This is a genomic window from Gemmatimonadaceae bacterium, assembly GCA_036003045.1.
GTDB lineage: Bacteria > Gemmatimonadota > Gemmatimonadetes > Gemmatimonadales > Gemmatimonadaceae > JAQBQB01.
Genome location: DASYSS010000057.1, coordinates 127,706 through 147,677 on the forward strand (window position 1 = coordinate 127,706; position 19,972 = coordinate 147,677).

The 19,972-nt window shown below is 66.0% G+C and carries 18 protein-coding genes; 12 read left to right on the forward strand and 6 right to left on the reverse strand.

The window, feature by feature from the left end; genetic code table 11:
* Window positions 1–46: 46 nt before the first annotated feature.
* Both VGQ44_15090 and VGQ44_15095 read left to right on the forward strand, forming a co-directional pair.
* A complete protein-coding gene (locus tag VGQ44_15090; GenBank protein ID HEV8448153.1) occupies window positions 47–3,190 on the forward strand; it encodes a SusC/RagA family TonB-linked outer membrane protein in 3,144 nt (1,047 codons plus the stop codon).
* 26 nt (window positions 3,191–3,216) lie between these two features.
* On the forward strand, window positions 3,217–4,593 hold the full coding sequence (locus VGQ44_15095; GenBank protein ID HEV8448154.1) for a hypothetical protein: 1,377 nt from the start codon (window positions 3,217–3,219) through the stop codon (window positions 4,591–4,593).
* A gap of 144 nt (window positions 4,594–4,737) precedes the next feature.
* Here the strand turns inward: VGQ44_15095 and VGQ44_15100 are convergent, their stop codons facing one another.
* Entirely contained in the window at window positions 4,738–5,406 is a 669-nt protein-coding gene (locus VGQ44_15100) for a DNA starvation/stationary phase protection protein (protein ID HEV8448155.1), read from the reverse strand.
* Window positions 5,407–5,436: 30 nt separating this feature from the next.
* Between VGQ44_15100 and VGQ44_15105 the strand changes: the two genes are divergently transcribed.
* The 7 genes from VGQ44_15105 (at window position 5,437) to VGQ44_15135 (ending at window position 9,474) form a co-directional block, all read left to right on the forward strand.
* Window positions 5,437–5,637 carry a hypothetical protein gene (locus tag VGQ44_15105; protein HEV8448156.1) on the forward strand — a complete coding sequence of 67 codons (201 nt, stop codon included), beginning with the start codon at window positions 5,437–5,439 and terminating at the stop codon, window positions 5,635–5,637.
* Window positions 5,634–5,870: a hypothetical protein gene (locus tag VGQ44_15110; protein ID HEV8448157.1), complete on the forward strand. Its 237-nt coding sequence runs from the start codon at window positions 5,634–5,636 to the stop codon at window positions 5,868–5,870. The genes VGQ44_15105 and VGQ44_15110 overlap by 4 nt, the downstream gene beginning before the upstream one ends.
* Before the next feature lie 126 nt (window positions 5,871–5,996).
* Window positions 5,997–6,287: a hypothetical protein gene (locus VGQ44_15115; GenBank protein ID HEV8448158.1), complete on the forward strand. Its 291-nt coding sequence runs from the start codon at window positions 5,997–5,999 to the stop codon at window positions 6,285–6,287.
* A 47-nt stretch (window positions 6,288–6,334) separates the two neighbouring features.
* Window positions 6,335–7,324: a hypothetical protein gene (locus tag VGQ44_15120; protein ID HEV8448159.1), complete on the forward strand. Its 990-nt coding sequence runs from the start codon at window positions 6,335–6,337 to the stop codon at window positions 7,322–7,324.
* Between the two features lie 20 nt (window positions 7,325–7,344).
* Window positions 7,345–8,451 carry a PHP domain-containing protein gene (locus VGQ44_15125; protein ID HEV8448160.1) on the forward strand — a complete coding sequence of 369 codons (1,107 nt, stop codon included), beginning with the start codon at window positions 7,345–7,347 and terminating at the stop codon, window positions 8,449–8,451.
* Between the two features lie 67 nt (window positions 8,452–8,518).
* Entirely contained in the window at window positions 8,519–8,977 is a 459-nt protein-coding gene (locus tag VGQ44_15130; protein HEV8448161.1) for a MarR family winged helix-turn-helix transcriptional regulator, read from the forward strand.
* The gene (locus VGQ44_15135) at window positions 8,974–9,474 is read left to right on the forward strand and encodes an SRPBCC family protein (GenBank protein HEV8448162.1); all 501 of its coding nucleotides are present in this window, start codon (window positions 8,974–8,976) and stop codon (window positions 9,472–9,474) included. Before VGQ44_15130 ends, VGQ44_15135 begins: the two co-directional genes overlap by 4 nt.
* Window positions 9,475–9,477: 3 nt before the next feature.
* On the opposite strand, the gene VGQ44_15140 is transcribed toward VGQ44_15135, so the two are convergent.
* The 3 genes from VGQ44_15140 to VGQ44_15150 form a co-directional block, all read right to left on the reverse strand.
* Window positions 9,478–9,789, reverse strand: a complete 312-nt coding sequence (locus VGQ44_15140; protein ID HEV8448163.1) for a UBP-type zinc finger domain-containing protein — start codon at window positions 9,787–9,789, stop codon at window positions 9,478–9,480.
* A gap of 100 nt (window positions 9,790–9,889) precedes the next feature.
* On the reverse strand, window positions 9,890–10,681 hold the full coding sequence (locus tag VGQ44_15145; GenBank protein HEV8448164.1) for a putative hydro-lyase: 792 nt from the start codon (window positions 10,679–10,681) through the stop codon (window positions 9,890–9,892).
* Window positions 10,678–11,967 (reverse strand): MFS transporter, encoded by a 1,290-nt coding sequence (locus VGQ44_15150; protein ID HEV8448165.1) that lies wholly within the window; start codon window positions 11,965–11,967, stop codon window positions 10,678–10,680. Before VGQ44_15150 ends, VGQ44_15145 begins: the two co-directional genes overlap by 4 nt.
* Before the next feature lie 164 nt (window positions 11,968–12,131).
* Here VGQ44_15150 and VGQ44_15155 point away from each other — a divergent pair, with 164 nt between their 5' ends.
* A complete protein-coding gene (locus VGQ44_15155) occupies window positions 12,132–14,723 on the forward strand; it encodes a protein kinase (GenBank protein ID HEV8448166.1) in 2,592 nt (863 codons plus the stop codon).
* Window positions 14,724–14,743: 20 nt separating this feature from the next.
* The gene (locus tag VGQ44_15160; GenBank protein HEV8448167.1) at window positions 14,744–15,676 is read left to right on the forward strand and encodes a fumarylacetoacetate hydrolase family protein; all 933 of its coding nucleotides are present in this window, start codon (window positions 14,744–14,746) and stop codon (window positions 15,674–15,676) included.
* Between the two features lie 28 nt (window positions 15,677–15,704).
* On the opposite strand, the gene VGQ44_15165 is transcribed toward VGQ44_15160, so the two are convergent.
* Window positions 15,705–18,128, reverse strand: coding sequence for an ABC transporter permease (locus VGQ44_15165; protein HEV8448168.1), 2,424 nt, complete (start codon window positions 18,126–18,128; stop codon window positions 15,705–15,707).
* A 489-nt stretch (window positions 18,129–18,617) separates the two neighbouring features.
* On the opposite strand from VGQ44_15165, the gene VGQ44_15170 reads away from it, so the two are divergent.
* Complete coding sequence (locus VGQ44_15170) at window positions 18,618–19,301, forward strand: HAD family hydrolase (protein ID HEV8448169.1); 684 nt, start codon at window positions 18,618–18,620, stop codon at window positions 19,299–19,301.
* Window positions 19,302–19,557: 256 nt separating this feature from the next.
* Here the strand turns inward: VGQ44_15170 and VGQ44_15175 are convergent, their stop codons facing one another.
* Complete coding sequence (locus VGQ44_15175; GenBank protein HEV8448170.1) at window positions 19,558–19,845, reverse strand: hypothetical protein; 288 nt, start codon at window positions 19,843–19,845, stop codon at window positions 19,558–19,560.
* Window positions 19,846–19,972: the final 127 nt, after the last annotated feature.

The following is a 19,972-nucleotide window of genomic DNA, read 5'->3' on the forward strand; positions in this document are numbered from 1 at the left end:
GACGACGCGCGCCACCGCGGGACGTGTTCCAACCACATCCTCCGTCATGAGACCATCTGTATTACGAAGAGACCGTCCCGGTCGCGGCCGAACGTTCGCGCTGGTCGCCGCGCTGCTTCTGCCGTCGCTCGCCGGCGCGCAGGCGACGGTGACCGGCAAGGCCACGGCGGCCGGCCAACCGATCGTCGACGTCCGCGTCCTCGTTCGCGGCACGAACCTCACCGCGACGACCAACGCGCAAGGCGTCTACACTCTCCGCAACGTGCCGGCCGGCGCGCAGACCATCGAAGCCCTCCGCGTCGGATACCGGGCGCAGCAAGCCAACGTCCAGGTGACGAACGGTGACACGAAGACCGTCGACTTCACCATGGAGGCCGCGGTCGTACAACTCGCCGACGTCGTCACGACGGCGACCGGCGAACAGCGACGCGTCGAGTTGGGCAACGCCATCACGACGCTCGGCGACGTCAACAACACGGTCGAGACGACGCCGATCAACTCGCTCGCCGACCTCATGGTCGCGAAAGCGCCCGGCGTCGTCGTGCTCCCCGGCAACGAGACGGGATCGAGCCCGGTCGTGCGCATTCGCGGGACGAATTCTCTCTCGCTCAGCAACGCCCCGATTTACGTCATCGACGGCGTCCGCATGACGTCGGCGTCGGTCGGCGTGAGCACCGGCGGCACGACGACGAGCTTCCTGAACGACGTGAGTCCCGAGGAGATCGAGGACATCGAGATCGTGAAGGGACCGTCGGCCGCGACGCTGTACGGTACCGACGCGGCGAACGGCGTCATCGTGATCACCACGAAGAAGGGGCGCGCCGGCGCGACGCGGTGGACGTACTTCGGTGAAGCCGGCTCGGTGGACGACCGCAACCAATACGCGAGTCAGTACGCGCTCTTCGGCCACAACGCGTCGGGCGCACTGACGCGCTGCGTGCTCGAGACGGTCGCCATCGGCTCGTGCACGCCCGACAGCCTCCTGTCGTTCAACCCGCTCATGAACTCGAGCGTGACGCCGATTCATCTCGGCCATCGCGACGAGTACGGCGCGCAGGCGAGCGGCGGCAACGAAGCGGTGCGCTTTTTCGTCTCGGGCGACCTCGAGAACGAGATCGGCCCGATCAAGATGCCCGGCTTCGCCCAGACCTTCCTCGACTCGGTCGCCGACCCCGCAACCAACGGCGAGGTGTATCCTGAAGCGTTCCAGCGTCAGAGCCTCCGCGCGAATTTGAACGCGACGCTCTCGTCCAAGCTCGACCTGAACGCGTCCGCCGGTTTCACCAACCGGAACCAACGCCTGCCGCAGACGGACAACAACAGCACCAGCATCTTCGGCACGGCGCTCAAGAATCCCGGCTTCCAGCCGAACCACGCCGTCTGCAGCGCCACGCCGGCGAACTGCCTGGGTTACTCCGACGTCGGCAGCCTGGGTGAAGACCTGCACGGATACGGCAATTTCATGCCGGCGCAGACGTTCCAGGATCAGCTGACGGAGGGCGTGCAGCGCTTCATCGGCGCTCTCGACGCGAACTGGCGACCGTTCGGATGGATGCAGAACGAAGCGAACGTCGGCGTCGACCTCTCCGACCGCGACGACTGGCAGCTGTGCAGGCTCAACGAGTGCGCCAATTCGGGAACGACGCGCACCGGGTTCGTGCAGGATCAGCGCGGCGACAACCGCAACTTCTCGGCGAAGCTCGTCAGCAACTCGAGCTGGCAAGCCAAGACGTGGGCGAACCTCAAGACGACGTTCGGCGCCGACTACATCAACACGATGAGCGACTTCGTCGCATCGAACGGCACCGGACTTCCGCCGGGCGCGCAGAACGTCGGACAGGCGGCGGTGCTGGGCGGCAGCAACCAGCTGGAGACGGCGAACAAGACGCTCGGGTTGTACGCGCAGGAGCAGGCGGGCATTCGCGATCGTCTCTTCCTCACGGCGGCCGTTCGTACCGATCAGAACAGCGCGTTCGGCACGCAGTTCCAGCGCGTGTTCTATCCGAAGCTGAGCGCGTCGTGGATCCTGAGCGACGAAAGCTTCTTCCCGCGCGTCGGCTGGCTCGACCAGCTTCGTCTGCGCAGCGCGTACGGTGCGTCGGGCGTCCAGCCGGGCGCCACGACGTCGCTTCAGACGTTCAACGCCGTGACTCGCGCGATCAACACGGTCACGCCGGGCAACGCGACCGGCACCGATACGCCGGGTCTCATCGCCAGCGCGCTCGGCAACCCGGCTCTGCGCCCGGAGAAGTCGGCCGAGTTCGAGGGCGGGTTCGAGTCGCGGATGTTCAACAACGTGGTGAACCTCGATTTCACGTACTACAACAAGAAGACGCACGACGCGCTGATCGCGCAGCCGATCGCCGGATCCGCCGCGCCGTCGGCGACCAGCGTGACGCGCAACCTCGGGTCGGTCCAGAACTCGGGGATCGAAGCGACGATCAACGCGCGGCTGCTCGACCGCCGCGCACTCGGATGGGACATCACGCTCGCCGGGTCGCACAACTCGAACAAGATTCTCTCGCTCGGCGTCGACGCGACCGGCAAGCCGAATCCGACGATCGGCACCGGCTCGACGCGCGACTCGGTCGGGCTTCCCGCGAACGGGTGGTTCTTCCTGCCGTACACGTTCGCCGACGCGAACCATGACGGTCTCATCGCGCCGTCCGAGGTGACGGTCGGCTCGCAGGCCATCTACATGGGGTACTCGCAGCCGCGCGACATCTTCTCGGTGCAGAACGGCTTCGACCTGCTCAACCGCAAGCTCCGCGTGCAGGTCCTGCTCGACTACAAGGGCGGATTCAGCGTGTTCAACAACACGGTGCAGTTCTACTGCTCGAACCAGCCGACGTGCTACGAGGAGACCAATTCGAGCGCGCCACTCTGGCGGCAGGCGCGGGTCGTCGCGCAGCGCTACGAGCCGGTGACGACGCAGGCCGGCTACCTCGAGAACGGACAGTTCTGGCGGCTGCGAGAGGTCTCGGCGACGCTGAACATGCCGAATGCGCTCGCGCAGCGGCTCCGCGCGAGAGACGCGAACCTCGTGTTCAGCGGCCGCAATCTGCATCTCTGGTCCAAGTACACCGACGTCGATCCGGAACAGAACTACACGACGGGCGACGTGCAGACGGACTTCGAGACGATCGCACCGCCGACGTACTTCATCGTTCGCCTGAATCTTCACTACTAAACGCCGACCGGATCGAGGACTATCTGATGCTACGATTGCTTCGAAGCGCCGCATCGGCGCTCGTGACCGGCGCGACGACACTTGCGTTGCTCGCCACGACGGCGTGCAACGCCAAGGATGAGCTGCTCGCGCCGCAACAACCCGGGGTCATTTCCCCCGGCAACGTGCAAAGCCCCATCGCCGCGGAAGGTCTGTACAACGGCGCCGTCGGCCAGTTCAAGCAGGGGTTGCTGGGCGGCAACGGCAACCAGGAAACGATCTGGCAGTTCACCGGCCTGTTCACCGACGAGTACCGATCGAGCGACACCTTCTCCCAGCGGAACGACGCCGATCAGCGGGTGACGCAGACCCAGGACGCGGTTCTCAGTCCGCTGTACATCACGCTGCAGCAGACCCGCGGCTTCGCGCACAACGCGCTGCTCGCGCTGCAGCAGTTCGAGCCGACGACGAGCAACACGCACCAAGCGGAGATGTACTTCGTCATCGCGTTCGCCCAGATCCAGCTCGGCGAGGATTTCTGCAACGGGATTCCGCTGAGCTACACCATCGGCGGCATTCCGCAGTACACCGATCCGATGACCGACTCGGCGGTCTTCGCTCTGGCCGCCGCGCAAGCCGACAGCGGACTCGCGCTCGCGACGGCGACAGACGCGGCGACGACGCAGGTAAGGAACGCGCTGACGATCGCCAAGGGCCGTGCACAGCTCGATCTCGGGCAGGCCGCGGCCGCGGCGGCGACAGTGGCGTCGGTGCCCGCGAGTTTCCAGTACGCCGGGAACTACTCGCAGACCACCAACGACAACGGCTGGTGGATCATGACGACGAGCAGCAAGCGCTACTCGGTGGGCGACAGCGCCGACGCGACCGGCACGATCACCAACGCACTGCCGTTCGTCTCGGCGAAGGACCCGCGCGTGCCGACGACGCGGATCGGCAACGGCTTCGACAGCACGACGCCGTACTTCCAGCAGGGGATCTGGAACCGCGACGATCCGGTCGCCATCGTCGACGGGTTGGACGGCCAGCTGATTCAAGCAGAAGCGAAGCTGCGCGGCGGCGACATCGGCGGAATGATGTCGATCCTCAACGCGCTCCGCGCCACTCCGCCGACGCAAGGAATCTTCAAGCTGGCGAGTACGCTGTCTCCACTCGCGACGCCGGGAAGTCAGTCGGCCGCGCAGTCGCTGTTCTTCCGCGAAAAGGCGTTCTGGACGTTCGGGCGCGGCCAGCGGCTGGGTGACCTGCGGCGTCAGGTGCGTCAGTACGCGTTGCCGATGAATCAGGTGTACGAGGTCGGCTCGTTCTTCAAGAATGGCCAGTACGGAACGCTCACCCAGTTCCCGGTTCCGGACAGTGAACGAAGCAACCCGAATTTCCACGGGTGTCTGGATACGAATCCGTAGAGTCGGTAGGCCGGTGGACCGGTGGACCGGTGGACCGGTGGACCGGAACGACTTACGGCGGGCGGTCGGCGTTCAGCGCCGGCCGCCCGTCCGTGCAAGGTAGCGGTGAATTCGGCGAGCAAGACGCGCGGCGGTTCCCGCCGCTCAGAAACGCGCGACCGCGGTCGGCGTGTCCACCAGGTGCTCGGCGACGAACCACACTTGCAGCTCGTTCGTCCGCAGCACGTCCGAGACAAGGATGTCGTTCGACGATTGATCGTCGAGATCATCGGCCCGCCCGGCGAGCTTCCGCGCCTCGTCGATGATCAACTCGTGCGCCTCGAGCAGCCGCGAGAGCATCGACGGGACTTCTTCCGCGCCGTCGGGCGGACGTGGAATGCTCGTGAGCTCCGCGACGTGCCGGCCGTCGCCGACGGCGATGGCGCCGAGCGTTTGAATGCGTTCGGCGAGGAGGTCGATCAATTCTTCCTGCTCCTCAGCGTGTTTGTCCATGAGCAGATGCAATTGATAGAACGTATGTCCTCGCATCAGCCAGTGAGTCTTCTTGTACAGGTCGTACAGAACTCGCGTGTCCGCCAGGACCCGGTTGAGGCGCTGAGCCATTTCCGCCCGCACGTTCGCGGACAGTCCGATCGGCATGTCGACGAGTTGGTCGAATCGCTGAACCTCGGCCCCGTGCTGATGGAGCCGCGGCTGGGATTCGCCGTTGGCGAGGCGCGAGGCGGAATGGGCGGTCTGTGACGGTTCGCCGTTGTGGTGGCGGGCTTTTTCCCCGTTGTGGTGGCGGGCTTTGGACAGTGCTCGCTTGATCATTGGACTCTGCTCTCTGCGCGATATGGGGGGATGGCGACTGACACGGCCGGCGTCAGCCGCCCGATGAGACTGTGCAAGGAACGGCCCGTAATCAGTCGACGCTTCTACGGCGACGCGGCGGCGACGCAGCTGACCACGCCGTTCGAGCAGCACATCAGCATCGCCGGCGAGCTCGTCGCCGCCGCCTTGACGTTCGCCCTTTGGCACCCCTCGTGGTTTCCCCTGGCGTGACGCTTGCATCCAGCGTGGCGCCCGTGATCGAGCGCCGAGGCGATTTCGGAACGCGCGAGCGATTCGCGGCGACATGCGGGGAGATTCGAATCCTCATGGAGCGGACGTCCCCCGGAATGCCTGCGCCGCAGCTCGAGCGGTTGGTCGCCGAGATGGCGCGCGTGCAGCTCCGCTTCGAGCCGCTCGGCGAGTCGCTCGCCGATCGGTACTTCGTCCCGCACCGCCGCGGTTGAAAAAGCGGCACTGTCTTGGCGGGGGGATCTCCAGCGCAATCGCGAGGAGACGCTGCGCGCGCTGGCCGGATCGACTAATGTGAATGTCGTGCGACCCGATGACCTTCCACCCGGCCGGCAATCGCGGTGAGCGCTCCCTGCCCGACCCTCGGCTACACGATCAGCGTCGAACCGCGCGCAACGGTGGACTTCTCCGCGCTGGCGGACGACTTGCGCCGACTGGCCGTGGCAAACGGCCTCGTCGTCTCGCGTCATGGACCGCGCGACCCACGCCCGCTCGCGTTCGAGGTCACCCGCGAGGGAAGTCAGGCCACACAAGCCGATCGCGAGCTCCTTCTGAATTGGGCCGCGCGCTGGAACCGCGTCGCCATGATTTCCGTTTCTGATCTGGAGGATGTGAGTTCCGCCGAGGGATGAGCTGGAGTCATACGGCTCGGCTCGCTCGGCCTTCAACCGAGGCTTCGATGCGATCTCTCCGGGCTGCGGCACTCCTGCTCTGGTTGTTCCCCGCCGCTCTCGTCGCGCAATCGGCAACCCCGACGTCGTTCGTCACCACGGTCGGAAAGGACACGTTCTGTCTCGAGCAGTACGTCCGGACGGGCAACGTCGTCTCGGGAACGTGGGTCGTGATGCACCCACCGGGCGTGTACGTCCACGACTACCGAATCACGCTCGGCGACGACGGCATCCCCACGCGCTACGTGATGAAGTACAGCACCCCCGGTTCGCCGACACCCAGCCTCGATTCGCTGACGGTAGCCTACGGGCGTGATTCGGCCGAGCTGCGATTCTTCGAACGAGACTCGTCGTTCACACGGCGGATCGCGATGCACGAAGCTTTTCCACTGCTCGGACAGTCGTTCGTCGGCGTCGAGCTCGCGTTGACCCGGCTTCGCCGAATGCACGCGGACTCGATGACGATCACCCTCCACCCGCCCTCGGAACCGAACCGCCCGATGACGGTCGCTCCGATTCGATTCGTCGGCAAGGATTCGGCGTACTTGGGCGCCGCGGTGCGCCTGAGCGTCGCGGCCGATGGCGGCATCCTCGGTCTTCGATCCGGAGCTCTCGAACTTCGCCGCGTCGCACCCTACGACATTCGCGCGATCACGGACGGGTTCGTGAAGGCGTATGCGCCGCGCATCGCCGCGCTGGCCGCTGCCGCGGCCGCCCGAGTGGAAATCCCACTCTCGGGCGTACAACTCGACCGTTTCGTCGGCGAATACTCACTCGGCGCGACGACGATCCCGGTCGTGCGCGCCGGTGATCACCTTCAGATCCGCTTGCCGCAGGCTAGCCCGCTGCAACTCCTCGCGATGTCGCCAACCGAGTTCTTCATTCGCCAGCCGGATCTCGTGATCGCCTTCGAGACCGATTCGGCCGGCCACGTCACCGGCCTCACCCTGACGCAGGGCGAAGCGAAGCAGCAGCTGCGCCGCACGAAGTCCCCTTAGCGCCGTCGTTACAATGAGGGGTGAGCCCACCGCGCGCGAAAACCAACCTAGACACGAACGCCGTGGTGGCCGGCCTGCTCCGCGACCTGTCCGCGGCAAAGTCCGATCGGCAATCGAGCTTGGGTTACAAGCGCGCCGCCGGCGCCGTGTTCGATCTCGAGGAACCGCTCGAGAGCTACGTCGAGCCTGGTGGCGCGCTGCGCAAGATTGCGAATGTCGGACCGAAGTCCGAACGAGTCGCGCTCGACGTGCTGCGCACTGGTGGCTCGGAGTATGTCGAAACCACCGTTCGCGCGAGTGAAAATGCGGACGACGTAGCACAGGGTCGCGCGGTGCGCGAGAACTTCATGAGCCGCGCGCGAGTCCTGGAAGCGCTCGCCGCGCCTGCGCCGGGCGCGATCGAGGTGAGCGACTATCGGGGTGACTTGCAGATGCACTCGACGTGGAGCGACGGTCGCCAGACGCTCGAGGACATCATCGAGGCGGCGCTCGAGCGGGGCTACGCGTTTTGCGGCGTCACCGATCACTCGTACGGCCTTCGCATCGCGCGCGGCGTGTCGATGGCCGACCTCGCCGAGGAGCATCGTGAGATCGACGCTCTCAACCAGCGATACGAGGGACGCTTCCGGCTGATCAAAGGAATCGAAGCGAACGTGATGCCCGACGGCTCGATCGACATGAAGCCCGACGAGCTCGCCCGCCTCGAGTTCGTCGTCGCCGCGCCTCATTCCGCGCTCCGCACGCCGGCCGACCAAACGGCTCGAATGGTGACAGCCGTTCGCGCGCACGGGGTGCACATCCTCGGACACCCGCGCGGCCGTCACTACAGCGAGAGACTCGGCATTCAAGCGGATTGGCCGGAGGTCTTCGCCGCGGCGGCCAACGCGAACGTCGCGGTGGAAGTCGACGGTGACCCTTGGCGACAGGACGTCGACTTCGAGCTCGCGCGCGACGCGCTCGCCGCCGGCTGCCTTTTCGCTCTCGACAGCGACGCACACTCGCCGCCGGAATTGCGCAACGCGGAAATCGCCGTCGCCCACGCCCGGTTGGCCGGCGTTCCCGCTGACCGGGTCATCAACTGCTGGCCGTTCGACCGATTGATGGACTGGTTCGCCGATCGACGCTGATCGGAATCGTCGCCGAAACGATTGTTCGTTTTGACGAATTCCTCCGGGCGGGCTTAGCTTCGCGGACATGACCATCGATCAGGTCGTCCAGGTGGTGCAAGTCGCCTATCCGCAGGTCTACCTCGCCTGCCACACGCGCCACCAGCGAAAGCGCTCCACCGACCACCGGCTTTCAGCGCGCGACGCGGCCATCCTCGCGCACCTCGACGTCGAGCGCCCGATGCAACCGTCGCGGCTCGCTCATCACTTGAACGTCACACGCTCGACCTTGTCCGAAGCGCTGAAGCGCCTCACCGCGCTCGGCTTCGTGGCGCGCGTTTCCGCATCGGCGGACCGGCGTTCCTCGGGCGCGCTGCTCACTCCCAAGGGCGCGCGGGCGATTCACGACACCTCGGTGCTCGAGACGCGTCAGCTCCGCGCCGCGATCGAGCTGGCCCCGCGCGACGACCGCGCGGCGATCGTGCTCGGCATGAACCGTCTCGCCGATGCCTGCCGGCGAATGACCGAACGGCGGGCGCGCGCATGAAATACTCTCTGATCGCGCTCGGCGTCGTCGCTCTGCTGCTCGTCGTCTTGATCGCGGCCGGCTACACGTTGCCGGTCAAACACCGCGCGACGGTGGACGCTACGATCTCCGCTCAGCCCGACCGGGTGTACGCTCTCATCACGAACGTGGCGTCGTTTCCGAACTGGCGAACGGGCGTGAAATCCGTCGAAGTTCTGCCGTCCTCCGACGGGAAGCAGCGCTGGCGAGAAGTGTCCAAGAACGGAACGATTCCATTCGTCGTCGAGGCGGAGGACCCGCCGAACCGGCTCGTTGGGCGAATCGATTCTAAGTCGTTGCCGTTCGGCGGAACGTGGACCTACGAGCTCCGATCCGACTCGGCCGGACGAACCAATCTTCGGATCACCGAAGACGGCGAGATCTACAACCCGATCTTCCGGCTCATCAGCCGATTCTTCATCGGCTACGAGGGCACGATTCGCCAGTATCTCGCCGACGTCGAGCGAAAGTTGCGGTAAGGTTTAGCTGTGCGCGAGAACTCGGAGCCCGAACGTGGGCATCGGGTCAAATCCTACGTCGTCCACGTAGCAGTATCCCCACTCGTCGCCGGGCTCGAAGCTTCGAATCACCGGGTGCTGCGTCTGATGAAAATGTTTCGTGGCGTGTTTGTTCGGCGACTCGTCGCAGCAGCCTACGTGCCCGCACGTCAGGCAGAGTCGCAGGTGCACCCATTCGCCTCCCGACACGAGACACTCTTCGCATCCGTCGGGTGTGCGGGGCTCTTTGGGATGAAGTCCGACGAGATGGTCGCAGCGCGGAGGACGAGTTGACATGTGACCGGTCGTTTTCAGTTCGAGGGTAAATTGGGCCGGGCGACAATCGCCTGCGAGGCCCTTCCGAGAATTTGCTCCCCGCCCCAAGGGCTCACGACGGCTACAGGCTCGACGTGCCAAGCCCTGCCGCGCTCGCCGTCGAGTCGGTGACGAGCATGCAGCCGGGCGCGTGCGTGATCGCAAACGGAATCTTCGCTGTCGCGATCGCCGCCTGCGGCGTCACTCCACAGGCCCAGAACACCGGGACCTCCCCGGGCGCGACCTCGGCGGGATCTCCGTATGGCGGCGACGAAAGGTCCTCGATGCCGATCGCTCCCGGCGACCCGACGTGCACCGGCGCGCCGTGAGCCGACGGAAATCGCGATGTGATCTCGATCGCCCGCGCAACGTCGCCCGCGGCGAGAGGGCGCATCGAGACGACGAGCGGCCCGGCGAACGGGCCCGCGCGCGCGCACTGAAGGTTCGTACGGTACATCGCGACGTTCGTCCGCGATGCGAGATGTTTGAGCGGAATTCCGGCCGCGGTGAGCGCCGCCTCGAAGGTGAACGAGCATCCGAGGACGAACGCGACGAGATCGTCGCGTTCCCGCCAGAGACCCGAAACGTCGGTGATCTCTTTGGCCAACATACCGTCGCGCCAGACACGGTAGCGCGGTACGTCGGTGCTCACGTCGATGTCGGCGCCGAGCGCCGGAAGTTGAGTCGTGCCGGGCTCGGTTCTTCCGATCACCGGACACGGCTTGGGATTCAGCCGGCAGAACGTCGCGAAGTGGTCGGCCACGTCCATCGGAACGGCGACGAGGTTGCCCTGCACGAATCCGGGCGCGAGTCCGGCGGTCGGCCCGTTCAGCGCGCCGGCTCTGGCGGCCAGCCGAACCTCCCGCCCGTTCATGATTCCAGCGCTCGGCCGCGCGTCTCCGGCAGAAGGAACGCGGCGATTCCCATGAGGCTGTACGCGATCGTCGCGAAGATGGCGATCGCGCGCGACAACGGCATCGTCGCTGAGATGTAACCGACGAGCGCGGGGAACGTCGCGCCGATGCCACGCCCGAAGTTGTAGGCGAATCCCATCGCCGAGCCGCGGACGCGCGTCGGAAACAGCTCCGAGAAGAAAGCGCCGAGTCCGGAGAAGTAGCCGGACGCGACGAAGCCGAGTGGAAAGCCGAGAACCCAGAGGACGTTGTTCGTGACGGGCGCGCGCGTGTACACGAGCGTCATGACGAGCGCGCCGGCGGAGAACATGAGAAAGAGCATTCGCCGTCCGACACGGTCGGCCAGCCACGCTCCGGTGAGATAGCCGGTGAACGCGCCGGTGATGAGGAACGCCAGGTAGCTCGTCGAACCGACGATCGTGAGATGTCGTTCCGTTTGGAGAAACACCGGCAGCCACGTGTTGATGGCGTAGTATCCGCCCTGGGCTCCCGTGCCGAGCAGCGCGGCAAGCGCGGTCGTCTTGAGCAGACCGGGGCTGAAGATCTCCCACATCGAGCCCATTGCCGCCCGCTCGCCTCGCGCCGCGGCGGCGACCGGCGGCTCCTCAACGAAGCGCCGAATTACGAGCACGTAGATCGCCGGCACGAAACCGAGCGCGAACATCCAGCGCCACGCCTGCTGCTCCGGAAGCAACGAGTACACGATCGCCTGAAGCAGCACGGCGCTCCCCCAGCCCACTGCCCATCCCGATTGAACGCATCCCACCGCGCGGCCGCGATAGCGCGGACGAATCGTTTCGCTCATCAACGCCGCGGCGGCCGTCCACTCGCCGCCGAACCCGAAACCGAGTAGCGCGCGAAAAATCGCGAGCTGGGTGAAGCTCTGCGCGAACGCCGAGAGAAGACTGAACGCCGCGAACCACAGCACCGTGATCTGCACCGCGCGCACTCTTCCCACGTGATCGGAGACGTAGCCCGCGATCCAACCTCCGAACGCCGAGCACAAGAGCGTCGCGCTGACCGTGAGGCCCGCCGATCCGCGGTCCACATGCCAGAGCGAGATCACGCTCCCCAGCACCAGTGTGTAGATCGTGAAATCGAGGCCATCCAGCGCGTACCCGAGCGCGCAGGCGAGCATCGTGCGACGCTCGCGCAGCGTCATGCCGCGGTAGAACGCGGCCAGCCCCGAGTCGTCGGTTTCGGCGGTGGCCTGCGTGGCGAGCGTGGCTTCGATGGGGTCGGTCACCGGCGCCAACGTATCGCCCCAACGACGCGCACGCCATCGACCATTTCCTCCGGCGTGGGCCGTGGATTCCGACCTCTTGGCGATTCTGGCCCGCCTACCGAGGAGACGATATCTTGCGTCGCACAGACGCTCATTCCCGCCCCCTCCGACGACGGAGCGACGCCGTGTCCGAGTCTTTCCACGCCCCGCTCACCGCGATACTCGGCGAGCGCTACACGATCGAACGCGAGCTTGGAGCGGGCGGCATGGCGATCGTCTATCTGGCCCACGATCGCAAGCTCGATCGCGACGTCGCGCTCAAGGTTCTCCGCCCGGAGCTCGGCGCGGTCCTCGGCGCCGAGCGGTTCCTGACCGAGATCAAGATCTCGGCGCGGTTGGACCATCCACACATCCTGACGCTCATCGACTCGGGCGATGCCGACGGCATGTTGTACTACGTGTTGCCGTACGTCCGCGGCGAGAGCCTGCGGGACAAGCTGAAGCGCCAGCACCAACTGAGTCTCGACGAGGCGCTCACGATCACGAAGCAGGTCGCGAGCGCGCTCGACTACGCGCATCGCCAGGGGCTCGTGCATCGCGACATCAAGCCCGAGAACATTCTGCTGCAGGAAGGCGAAGCGATGCTGACCGACTTCGGCATCGCTCTCGCCGTCACCGAGGCGGGCGGCAACCGCCTCACACAGACCGGACTTTCGCTCGGCACGCCGCAGTACATGAGCCCCGAGCAGGCGACGGGCGACCGCACCGTCGACGCGCGGAGCGACGTGTACTCGCTCGCGTCGGTGTTGTACGAGATGCTCGCCGGCGAGCCGCCGGTCTCCGGCGGCAGCGCTCAAGCGATGATCGCCAAGCTGATGACCGAGAAGCCGACGCGTCTTCGGATTCTGCGTGACACGCTGCCGGACGCGGTCGACGAGGCGGTGGCGAAGGCGCTGGCGAAGACGCCGGCCGACCGGTTCGCTTCCGCCGGCGAGTTCATCCGCGCTTTGGACGCGGGGGGCGGCGCGACACAACCGAAAGTCGCCGCCGCGCCGAGACGAAAGACGGCGGTCTTCGGCGCGATCGCGGCGGTCGTCGTGCTGGGTGCGGCCGCGGTTGCCGCGCGCGGAACGTTCAGCCATAAATCTTCGCGCGCGTCGCTCGGACCGAAGACGCAACTCACCGTATCCGGCGGCGTGTACGTGCCGGCGATCTCGCCGGACGGCAAACAGCTCGCGTTCGTCACCCGCACGTGCGGCGCCGGTGGCTGCACATTCTCGGTGGTCGAGCAAGACATCGGCGGAGCCACGACACGCTCGATTCTGGAAGGCGCGACGGCCGCGTATGAGCTGCAGTGGAGTCCCGATCGTCGCAACCTGCTCTTCAACGGCACGGTAGGCGGGCGGTTCGGTACGTTCCTCGTCTCGGCGCTCGGCGGGCCGCCGCGTTTCCTCACCGCGGGAGCCGCAGCGTTCTACGCCGACGGCGATTCGTTGTTGGTAGGTCCAGGCACGCGCGGAGATTCCGTCTATACCATAGCTGTCTCCGGTCTCGACGGCGTGCGTCGCGACAGCATCGTCGTTCGGGGCGCGGGCCAGGGGCTCGCGGAACTCTCCGTGATTCCCGGCACGAACTGGATCGTCACGCTCATTCTCCAAGCGCCACACGGATTGTGGCAGGTCATCGATCGAACGGGCAAAGTCGCCGATCGTGTTGTCAATGCGTGCACGTGCGGCGGCATCGGCAGCATCGACGCGGTCTGGCTCCGACGCGAAGGCGACGCCGCCGGCGAATCGATCGTCCGCATCGCAGTGGACCGTGCAACCGGACATCTGTCGACGATGCAGGACACGATGGTCACGGCCCTGTTCACCAATTTTACCGTCACGTCCGACGGGTCGAAGATGGTAATGGACGAGGGCACGCTGGAGTATGGCGTGTGGGCCACCGATCTTTCCGCCATCGTCAAAGGGCAACTGCCGAACGACGGTCGAGTCGCGCGCGCGTCCAACGACGTGCAGGCCAGCGTTTCGCCCGACGGCGCGCGTCTGCTCCTCCGCCGAGTCGTGCCGACGACGGGCGTTCATACGGGAGTGCAGTTCGGGGTCCGTGCCTATGGAAGCCCGACGGAGACTCCACTCTCGATCAGCGGCGCGCCCATCGGCGCCCGGTGGGCCGACTCCGTGACCGTGAGTGTCAAATCGCGTGTCGACTCGAAGATTCACTTCGCTCTCGTCGACGTGCGAACCGGCGCTCTGAGCAACACACTGGCACTCGACGACTCGACGACCGGCGAGGCGGCCCCGATTGCCGATGGATGGGCATGGATCGCCGCGTCACATGATCGCGTGATCGTGCAGCAGGGTGGAAAACGCCGAGAGATTCGCGCACCCGCGTGGTACGCGGGATTCACTCGGCTTCTGTCGGACCCAACGAACGGCCGGCTGTTCGTCGGCGGATTCAACCGAACGACGTCCGACACCCTTGGCATCGGGGCGATCAACCTCTCCGACGGATCGTTCACGCAATGGATGTCTGCGTTCGGCGAGGATGGCGATTTCACGCTGCTGGATCACGGCGAGCTCTTTGCGGCGTTACACCGCACCCAAGAATCGTTGGACCTCTACCGATTGAGCGGCCCAGGTAAAATCCAACTCCTCGGCAGTCCCTCGCGGCCGCTCGTCGGCGTGAGCGTCTCGCGCGATCTCAAGCGCGCGGCCGCATTCGATCGCGAGTATCACGCCGACGCGTGGATGCACACGGTCGTGAAGTACTGACAGTTCACGCTCTCAGCTCAATGCGCATCATCTCGTTCGCGACCGAAGAATCCAAATGGGAGTCGCCCCGCGTGGGCATCATTCTCCACGCCAACGGCGTCGACACCCGGCAACGGCTCGACTGCGAAAAGTTGTTCGCGCCGGAGGATCGGCCGTCGAATCCGCTCGCCTGGTTCGACATGGATGGACCCTGGTTCCGAATCGCGCGCGACACGGCTGCCCGACTGGAGCGCGGCGATCCAACCGCGCTCTCGGATGCTCGCGAGAAGGGTTGGCTCGTGCCGGCTGAAGCGGCGTACTGGTTCGCGCCGGTCCCGAGGCCGGGCAAGATCGTATGCATTGGAATGAACTATCACGATCACGCGGGCGAGATCGGCCTCAACGTGCCGAAGACCCCGGCGATCTTCTCGAAGTTCTCGAGCTGCGTCGTGGCTCCCGGGGAGCCCGTCGTCATTCCACCGTCGAGCGAGCAGGTGGATTACGAGGCCGAGCTAGCCGTCGTGATCGGCCGCCGCGCGACCCGCGTCTCCGCTGATCGCGCCTACGACCACGTCCTTGGCTACACCGCCTTCAACGACGTCACCGCGCGCGACTTTCAGTTCGGCGACGTACAGTGGCAGCGCGGCAAGTCGTGCGACACCTTCGCGCCGATGGGCCAGACGATCGTCACGACCGACGAGATTCCGGATCCCCACACGCTCGGCATCAAGCTCACGGTGAACGGTCAGGTGATGCAGGACTCGAATACGAGCCAACTCATCTTCCGCGTGCCGCAGCTCATCGAGTTTATCACGCGCAGCATCACGCTCGAGCCGGGAGACGTCATCGCGACCGGCACGCCCGCGGGCGTCGGCCATGGACGCAAACCTCCGGTCTACCTCAAGCCTGGCGACGTGATGCAGGTGAAGATCGATCGGATCGGCGAATTGGGGAATCCGGTCGTGGCGGGGTAGATCGGGTGACGGGCAACCGGGCTCCCGATCAGTCAGCCCTTATCGCGAGCAACGGATCCACAGCGGCTGCCCGTCTCGCAGGCACCAGACTCGCCGCCAACGCGACGATCAGAAGCACCACCGCGACGACGATGAACGTCATCGGATCCGCGGCACCGATCTCGAACAGCATCGACCGCACGAGTCGCGTCGCGAACAGGGCGGCAACGACGCCGATTCCGACGCCGATGATCGCCAGCGCGGAGCCTTCGCCGAGTACGAGTCGCACGATGTCGGAGCGCTGTGCGCCCAGCGTCATGCGTACGCCGATCTCTTGGCGTCGCTGAGCCACCGAGTACGACACGACTCCGTAAATGCCGAGCGTCGCGAGCAGCAACGCCGCGCTCGCGAACACGCCGAGCAGCGCGATGTTGAGCCTCGGCTGCGCGGTCGACTGCTCGACGATCGACTCCATCGTCTGAACGTTGTAGAGCGGCAGCGCCGCGTCGATCGAACGCAGCGCGGCGCGCAGCGTCGCCACCGTCGTCGCGACGTCGACGCCGGGGCGCGCGCGCACGACGACGGTCATCGTGTGAAACACTCTGGCGTAGCGGCGCATCGACAGATAGACGATCGGCGCCGGCGCCGTCGCGAGGCTCGCCTGCCGCGTGTCATTCACTTCGCCGACGATCGGGTACGGCGTCGGCTGCACGTTGAACCCGATCGACTTGTCGAGCACCGACTGGCTCGGCCAGAACGCCTCGGCCGCGCCTTTGCTCAGCACGATCGACGTCGTCGGCTCGTTCCATTCGAGGTCGTGGCCGGCGATCAAGTGCATTCCCAGCGCGCGGAAATATCCCGGAGTGATCGAGCGAATCGTGCTCATGAGCGGGGAGTTCGCCGGGCGCGGCGGCTGGCCGATGAGGCGGATCGACGTGAAGATTCCGCCGCCACCCAACGGCGGCGTATCGGTCGCGCCCGCCGCTTCGATGCCGGGCCGGCCCTCGAGATCCGTCAGCAGCATTCTATAGAAGGAAACGGCCGCTGAATCGGGGTAGTTCTTGCCGAGGGTGATCGACGCGGTCACCACGCCCTGCGGACGAAAGCCCGGGTCGACGGCGAGCATGCGCCGAACGCTCCGCCACACGAGACCCGCGCACACGGCGAGCACGAACGCCAACGAGAGCTCGGCCACGACCAGTGTGCGACGCGTGCCCGCGCGCGCCGCGCCACTCGGAGAACGATCGCGAAGATCATCGCTGAGCTTCGACGACGAGCTGCCGGACCGCAACGCCGGCCATGCGCCAAATGCGAGCGCGGCGGCGAGACTGATGACGAGTGCGAAGGCGAGCACCGGGGCGCTCATGCGAATGTCGTCGGCCCGCGCGATCACGCCGAACGGAACCATGCCGCGAATCGCGCGCATCGCGAGCGCCGCGATTCCGGCGCCGAGCACGCCGCCGCACACCGCGAGAATCGCGCTCTCGACGAGAAATTGCATCGCGAGCCGCGAGCGCGACGCGCCGAGCGCCTGGCGCACCGCGATCTCTCGCGCGCGCGTCGCGCCGCGCACGAGAAGCAAGTTGGCGACGTTGATGCACGCGATCACCAGCAGCAGCAACGACGCCGCGAGCAGAATGAGGAGCGGCTGCTTGGTGTTGAGCGACAGATCGTCGGCGACGTAGAATACGCTTGCCGTCCAGCCCGCGATCTCAGGGTTCTCGGTCGCGACCCGCGTCTCGGTCTGGAGAATGTCGGCGCGAGCCGCGTCCAGCGTCACGCCGCGCTTGAGGCGGCCGATCGCGCCGAACAGGTGCTGCGCGTGCCGCTCGACGTTCGAATAGCTCGACAGCTCCATCACCGTCATGATATCGAGCGGAGCACCGACGAACGCCGGCCCGAGTAGCTCGGCGTCGGCCGGCAGGACGCCGATGATCGTGCGCGGCCGGCCGTTCACCGTGACCGAGCGGCCGACGACGGACCGATCGCCCGCGAATCGGCGCTGCCAGTAGCCGTAGCTGAGGACGACGGTATTGCTCGACTCACCGCGCTCGTCCTCGGCGCCGAACCCGCGCCCGAGGGCGGGCTTGATGCCGAGCACGTTCAGGAAGTTGGAGCTCACGTACAAACACGCGACGCTCTCCGGACCTTCGGGTGCGATGAGCGTCGTGACGTTGCCCACGTACAGCGACATGTCGTCGAACGAGTGCGAGCGCTGCTTCCAGTCGCGGAAGTCCGGCCAGGATACACCAAATCGCGGAATGCTCTTGTCCGGGTTCGTGCCCCAAATCGAGACGAGCCGGTCGCCGTCGGCGAAAGGCAACGGTTGCAGCATCACCGCGCGCACCGCGCTGAAGATCGCCGTCGTCGCTCCCACGCCGAGCGCGATGGTCAAGAGAACGAGCGTCGTGAACAGCGGGAATCGTCGCGCGAGACGCAGCGCGAGTCTGGCGTCCTGGATGAGGAATGACATGCCTGCACTCTGTCCGCGCGGGCGGCCGATCGTCAAGGATTCCTTCAGGAACCGAACCAGCCGATGTCGATCGTAAATGCAAGGCGTTGTAACACGGCCGCGGCGGCGGCGCGATGCATGGGCCGTTGCACGTACGAGAGGACGCGACCCTCGCGGTCCCAATCGGGCCGACGAGAAATGCCCGGGTCCCTTTCGTTCGGGCGCCGAACAAGAACGCCTGGTCGCTTCGCTGTTTACCGAACCATGGCCCGCGGAGCCGAGCGCGCGGCCGCCGCAACTGGACCGACCGAATACCAACCAGTTACGGTCCCGGCCAGTCCGTGATATGGCCACGCACGAACGAGGCAACGCGGTTGCAAACGCGGAGAGTCAGCCCGGAGGCTCGCGAGTGGACCGCGGCTCGTCAACGGCGTCTAATATGAACTAGCTCGGCCTCCCACCCCACTCGCACGGTCCGTTGCCGGGATGTCCTTATTTGCGCTCCGATTCGTGAGGCAGCCTCGCGCCATTCTGCTCGACCTCGGCGACACGATTCTCCGACAGCATTGGTTCGACCTGTCGGTCGGGATCGACGCCGTCGTCCGAGACCGCACACGGTCGGACGAGTTGGCGAGCGCGTTCCGCGCGTACGAGCTGCCGGCCTACGTTCGCGGCGACGAGTGCCTGTTGGCGGAATGGCTGCGCATGCAGGTTCCATCGCTTGCCGAGCAGACTCGCGACGCTATCGAGGATCGTATCTGGACCGCCGTCGTGCGTATGGAGCCATTGCCCGGCATCGCCGAGGTATTGAAGCGCATGTCCGAAGATCGCGTGCCGATCGGCGCGGTGAGCAACGCTGCGTTCTCGGGACGCGCGCTCAGGGCAGAGCTTGCGCGGCATGGACTCGACGCGAAATTCCGATTCGTGCTCTCGAGCGCCGATCTCCGCGTACGAAAACCGTCCTCCGGTATCTTCACGGCCGCACTCGAGCGGCTGGGCACTTCGGCGTCGGACACGTGGTTCGTCGGTGACACGTTTAACGAAGACATCGTCGGCGCCCTCGCCGTCGGCTTACAGCCGGTGTGGCTCGCGGACGATCGCGAGCGGCCGCACACCGCGCCGAACGTTCTCGTCGTGCGCGACTGGAGCGAGTTCTTCACGCTCTACTCGTCGTGCCGGGCTGAGGCGCGATGAACACCGGCGCCGAGCGCCCATCGGGCTCGTGTTGAGGACGCTGCTTGCGATCATCGGCGTCGCGGCGCTCGCCCGTGCGCGACTGACGGGTAAATCACAGAGTGCCGTCCGGGAGTCGAACCCGGCACCTGGCTCCGGCGCCCAGGATGTGTCGTGGGAATCGAACCCACCGCTCCGGCCTTCCCGTGGGCAACCACTCCACGGCACCGCACAAACCTAGCGCCCCGCTGTCACCCGACCACGGACCGTCGTCGGCTCAGCGGTGACTGTCCAGGAACCATCGGCACGCGTCCGCCATCGCCCGCGCGACCTTGAGGTCGGCCTCGAGCGAAGCCGCCGCCTCGGCATGCGGGGTCGCGTCCCACAGGGCGCTTCTCGCGGCGAGGTCATCACCGGCGTATATCGCCTCGATCGCTCGTACTTCGATCGTGTGTTGCTGTGCGCGAACGTCACTCAGGCGCCGCTCGATCGCGACAATCTCGGACTCGAGCTCCGTCAACTCCGCGCGAAGCGACGCCAGAGCCGAGTCTGCAGCCTCATGCATCATAAAGAGCGCCCGTGTACGCCGCTTAATTACGACCCTGTAAAGCGATTCCCTGTCTCCGATCTTTCCAGTCACCAGCCAACTTCTGTTACCACTCGACTACCCCGTACATCACCGAATTCTCTTC

Coding starts and splice junctions, on each gene's coding strand:
- VGQ44_15135 (HEV8448162.1), top strand. CDS start 8,974: ATGAAATACTCTCTGATCGCGCTCGGCGTCGTCGCTCTGCTGCTCGTC.
- VGQ44_15165 (HEV8448168.1), bottom strand. CDS start 18,128: ATGTCATTCCTCATCCAGGACGCCAGACTCGCGCTGCGTCTCGCGCGA.
- VGQ44_15140 (HEV8448163.1), bottom strand. CDS start 9,789: ATGTCAACTCGTCCTCCGCGCTGCGACCATCTCGTCGGACTTCATCCC.
- VGQ44_15160 (HEV8448167.1), top strand. CDS start 14,744: ATGCGCATCATCTCGTTCGCGACCGAAGAATCCAAATGGGAGTCGCCC.
- VGQ44_15130 (HEV8448161.1), top strand. CDS start 8,519: ATGACCATCGATCAGGTCGTCCAGGTGGTGCAAGTCGCCTATCCGCAG.
- VGQ44_15090 (HEV8448153.1), top strand. CDS start 47: ATGAGACCATCTGTATTACGAAGAGACCGTCCCGGTCGCGGCCGAACG.
- VGQ44_15105 (HEV8448156.1), top strand. CDS start 5,437: ATGGCGACTGACACGGCCGGCGTCAGCCGCCCGATGAGACTGTGCAAG.
- VGQ44_15175 (HEV8448170.1), bottom strand. CDS start 19,845: ATGCATGAGGCTGCAGACTCGGCTCTGGCGTCGCTTCGCGCGGAGTTG.
- VGQ44_15145 (HEV8448164.1), bottom strand. CDS start 10,681: ATGAACGGGCGGGAGGTTCGGCTGGCCGCCAGAGCCGGCGCGCTGAAC.
- VGQ44_15095 (HEV8448154.1), top strand. CDS start 3,217: ATGCTACGATTGCTTCGAAGCGCCGCATCGGCGCTCGTGACCGGCGCG.
- VGQ44_15120 (HEV8448159.1), top strand. CDS start 6,335: ATGCGATCTCTCCGGGCTGCGGCACTCCTGCTCTGGTTGTTCCCCGCC.
- VGQ44_15100 (HEV8448155.1), bottom strand. CDS start 5,406: ATGATCAAGCGAGCACTGTCCAAAGCCCGCCACCACAACGGGGAAAAA.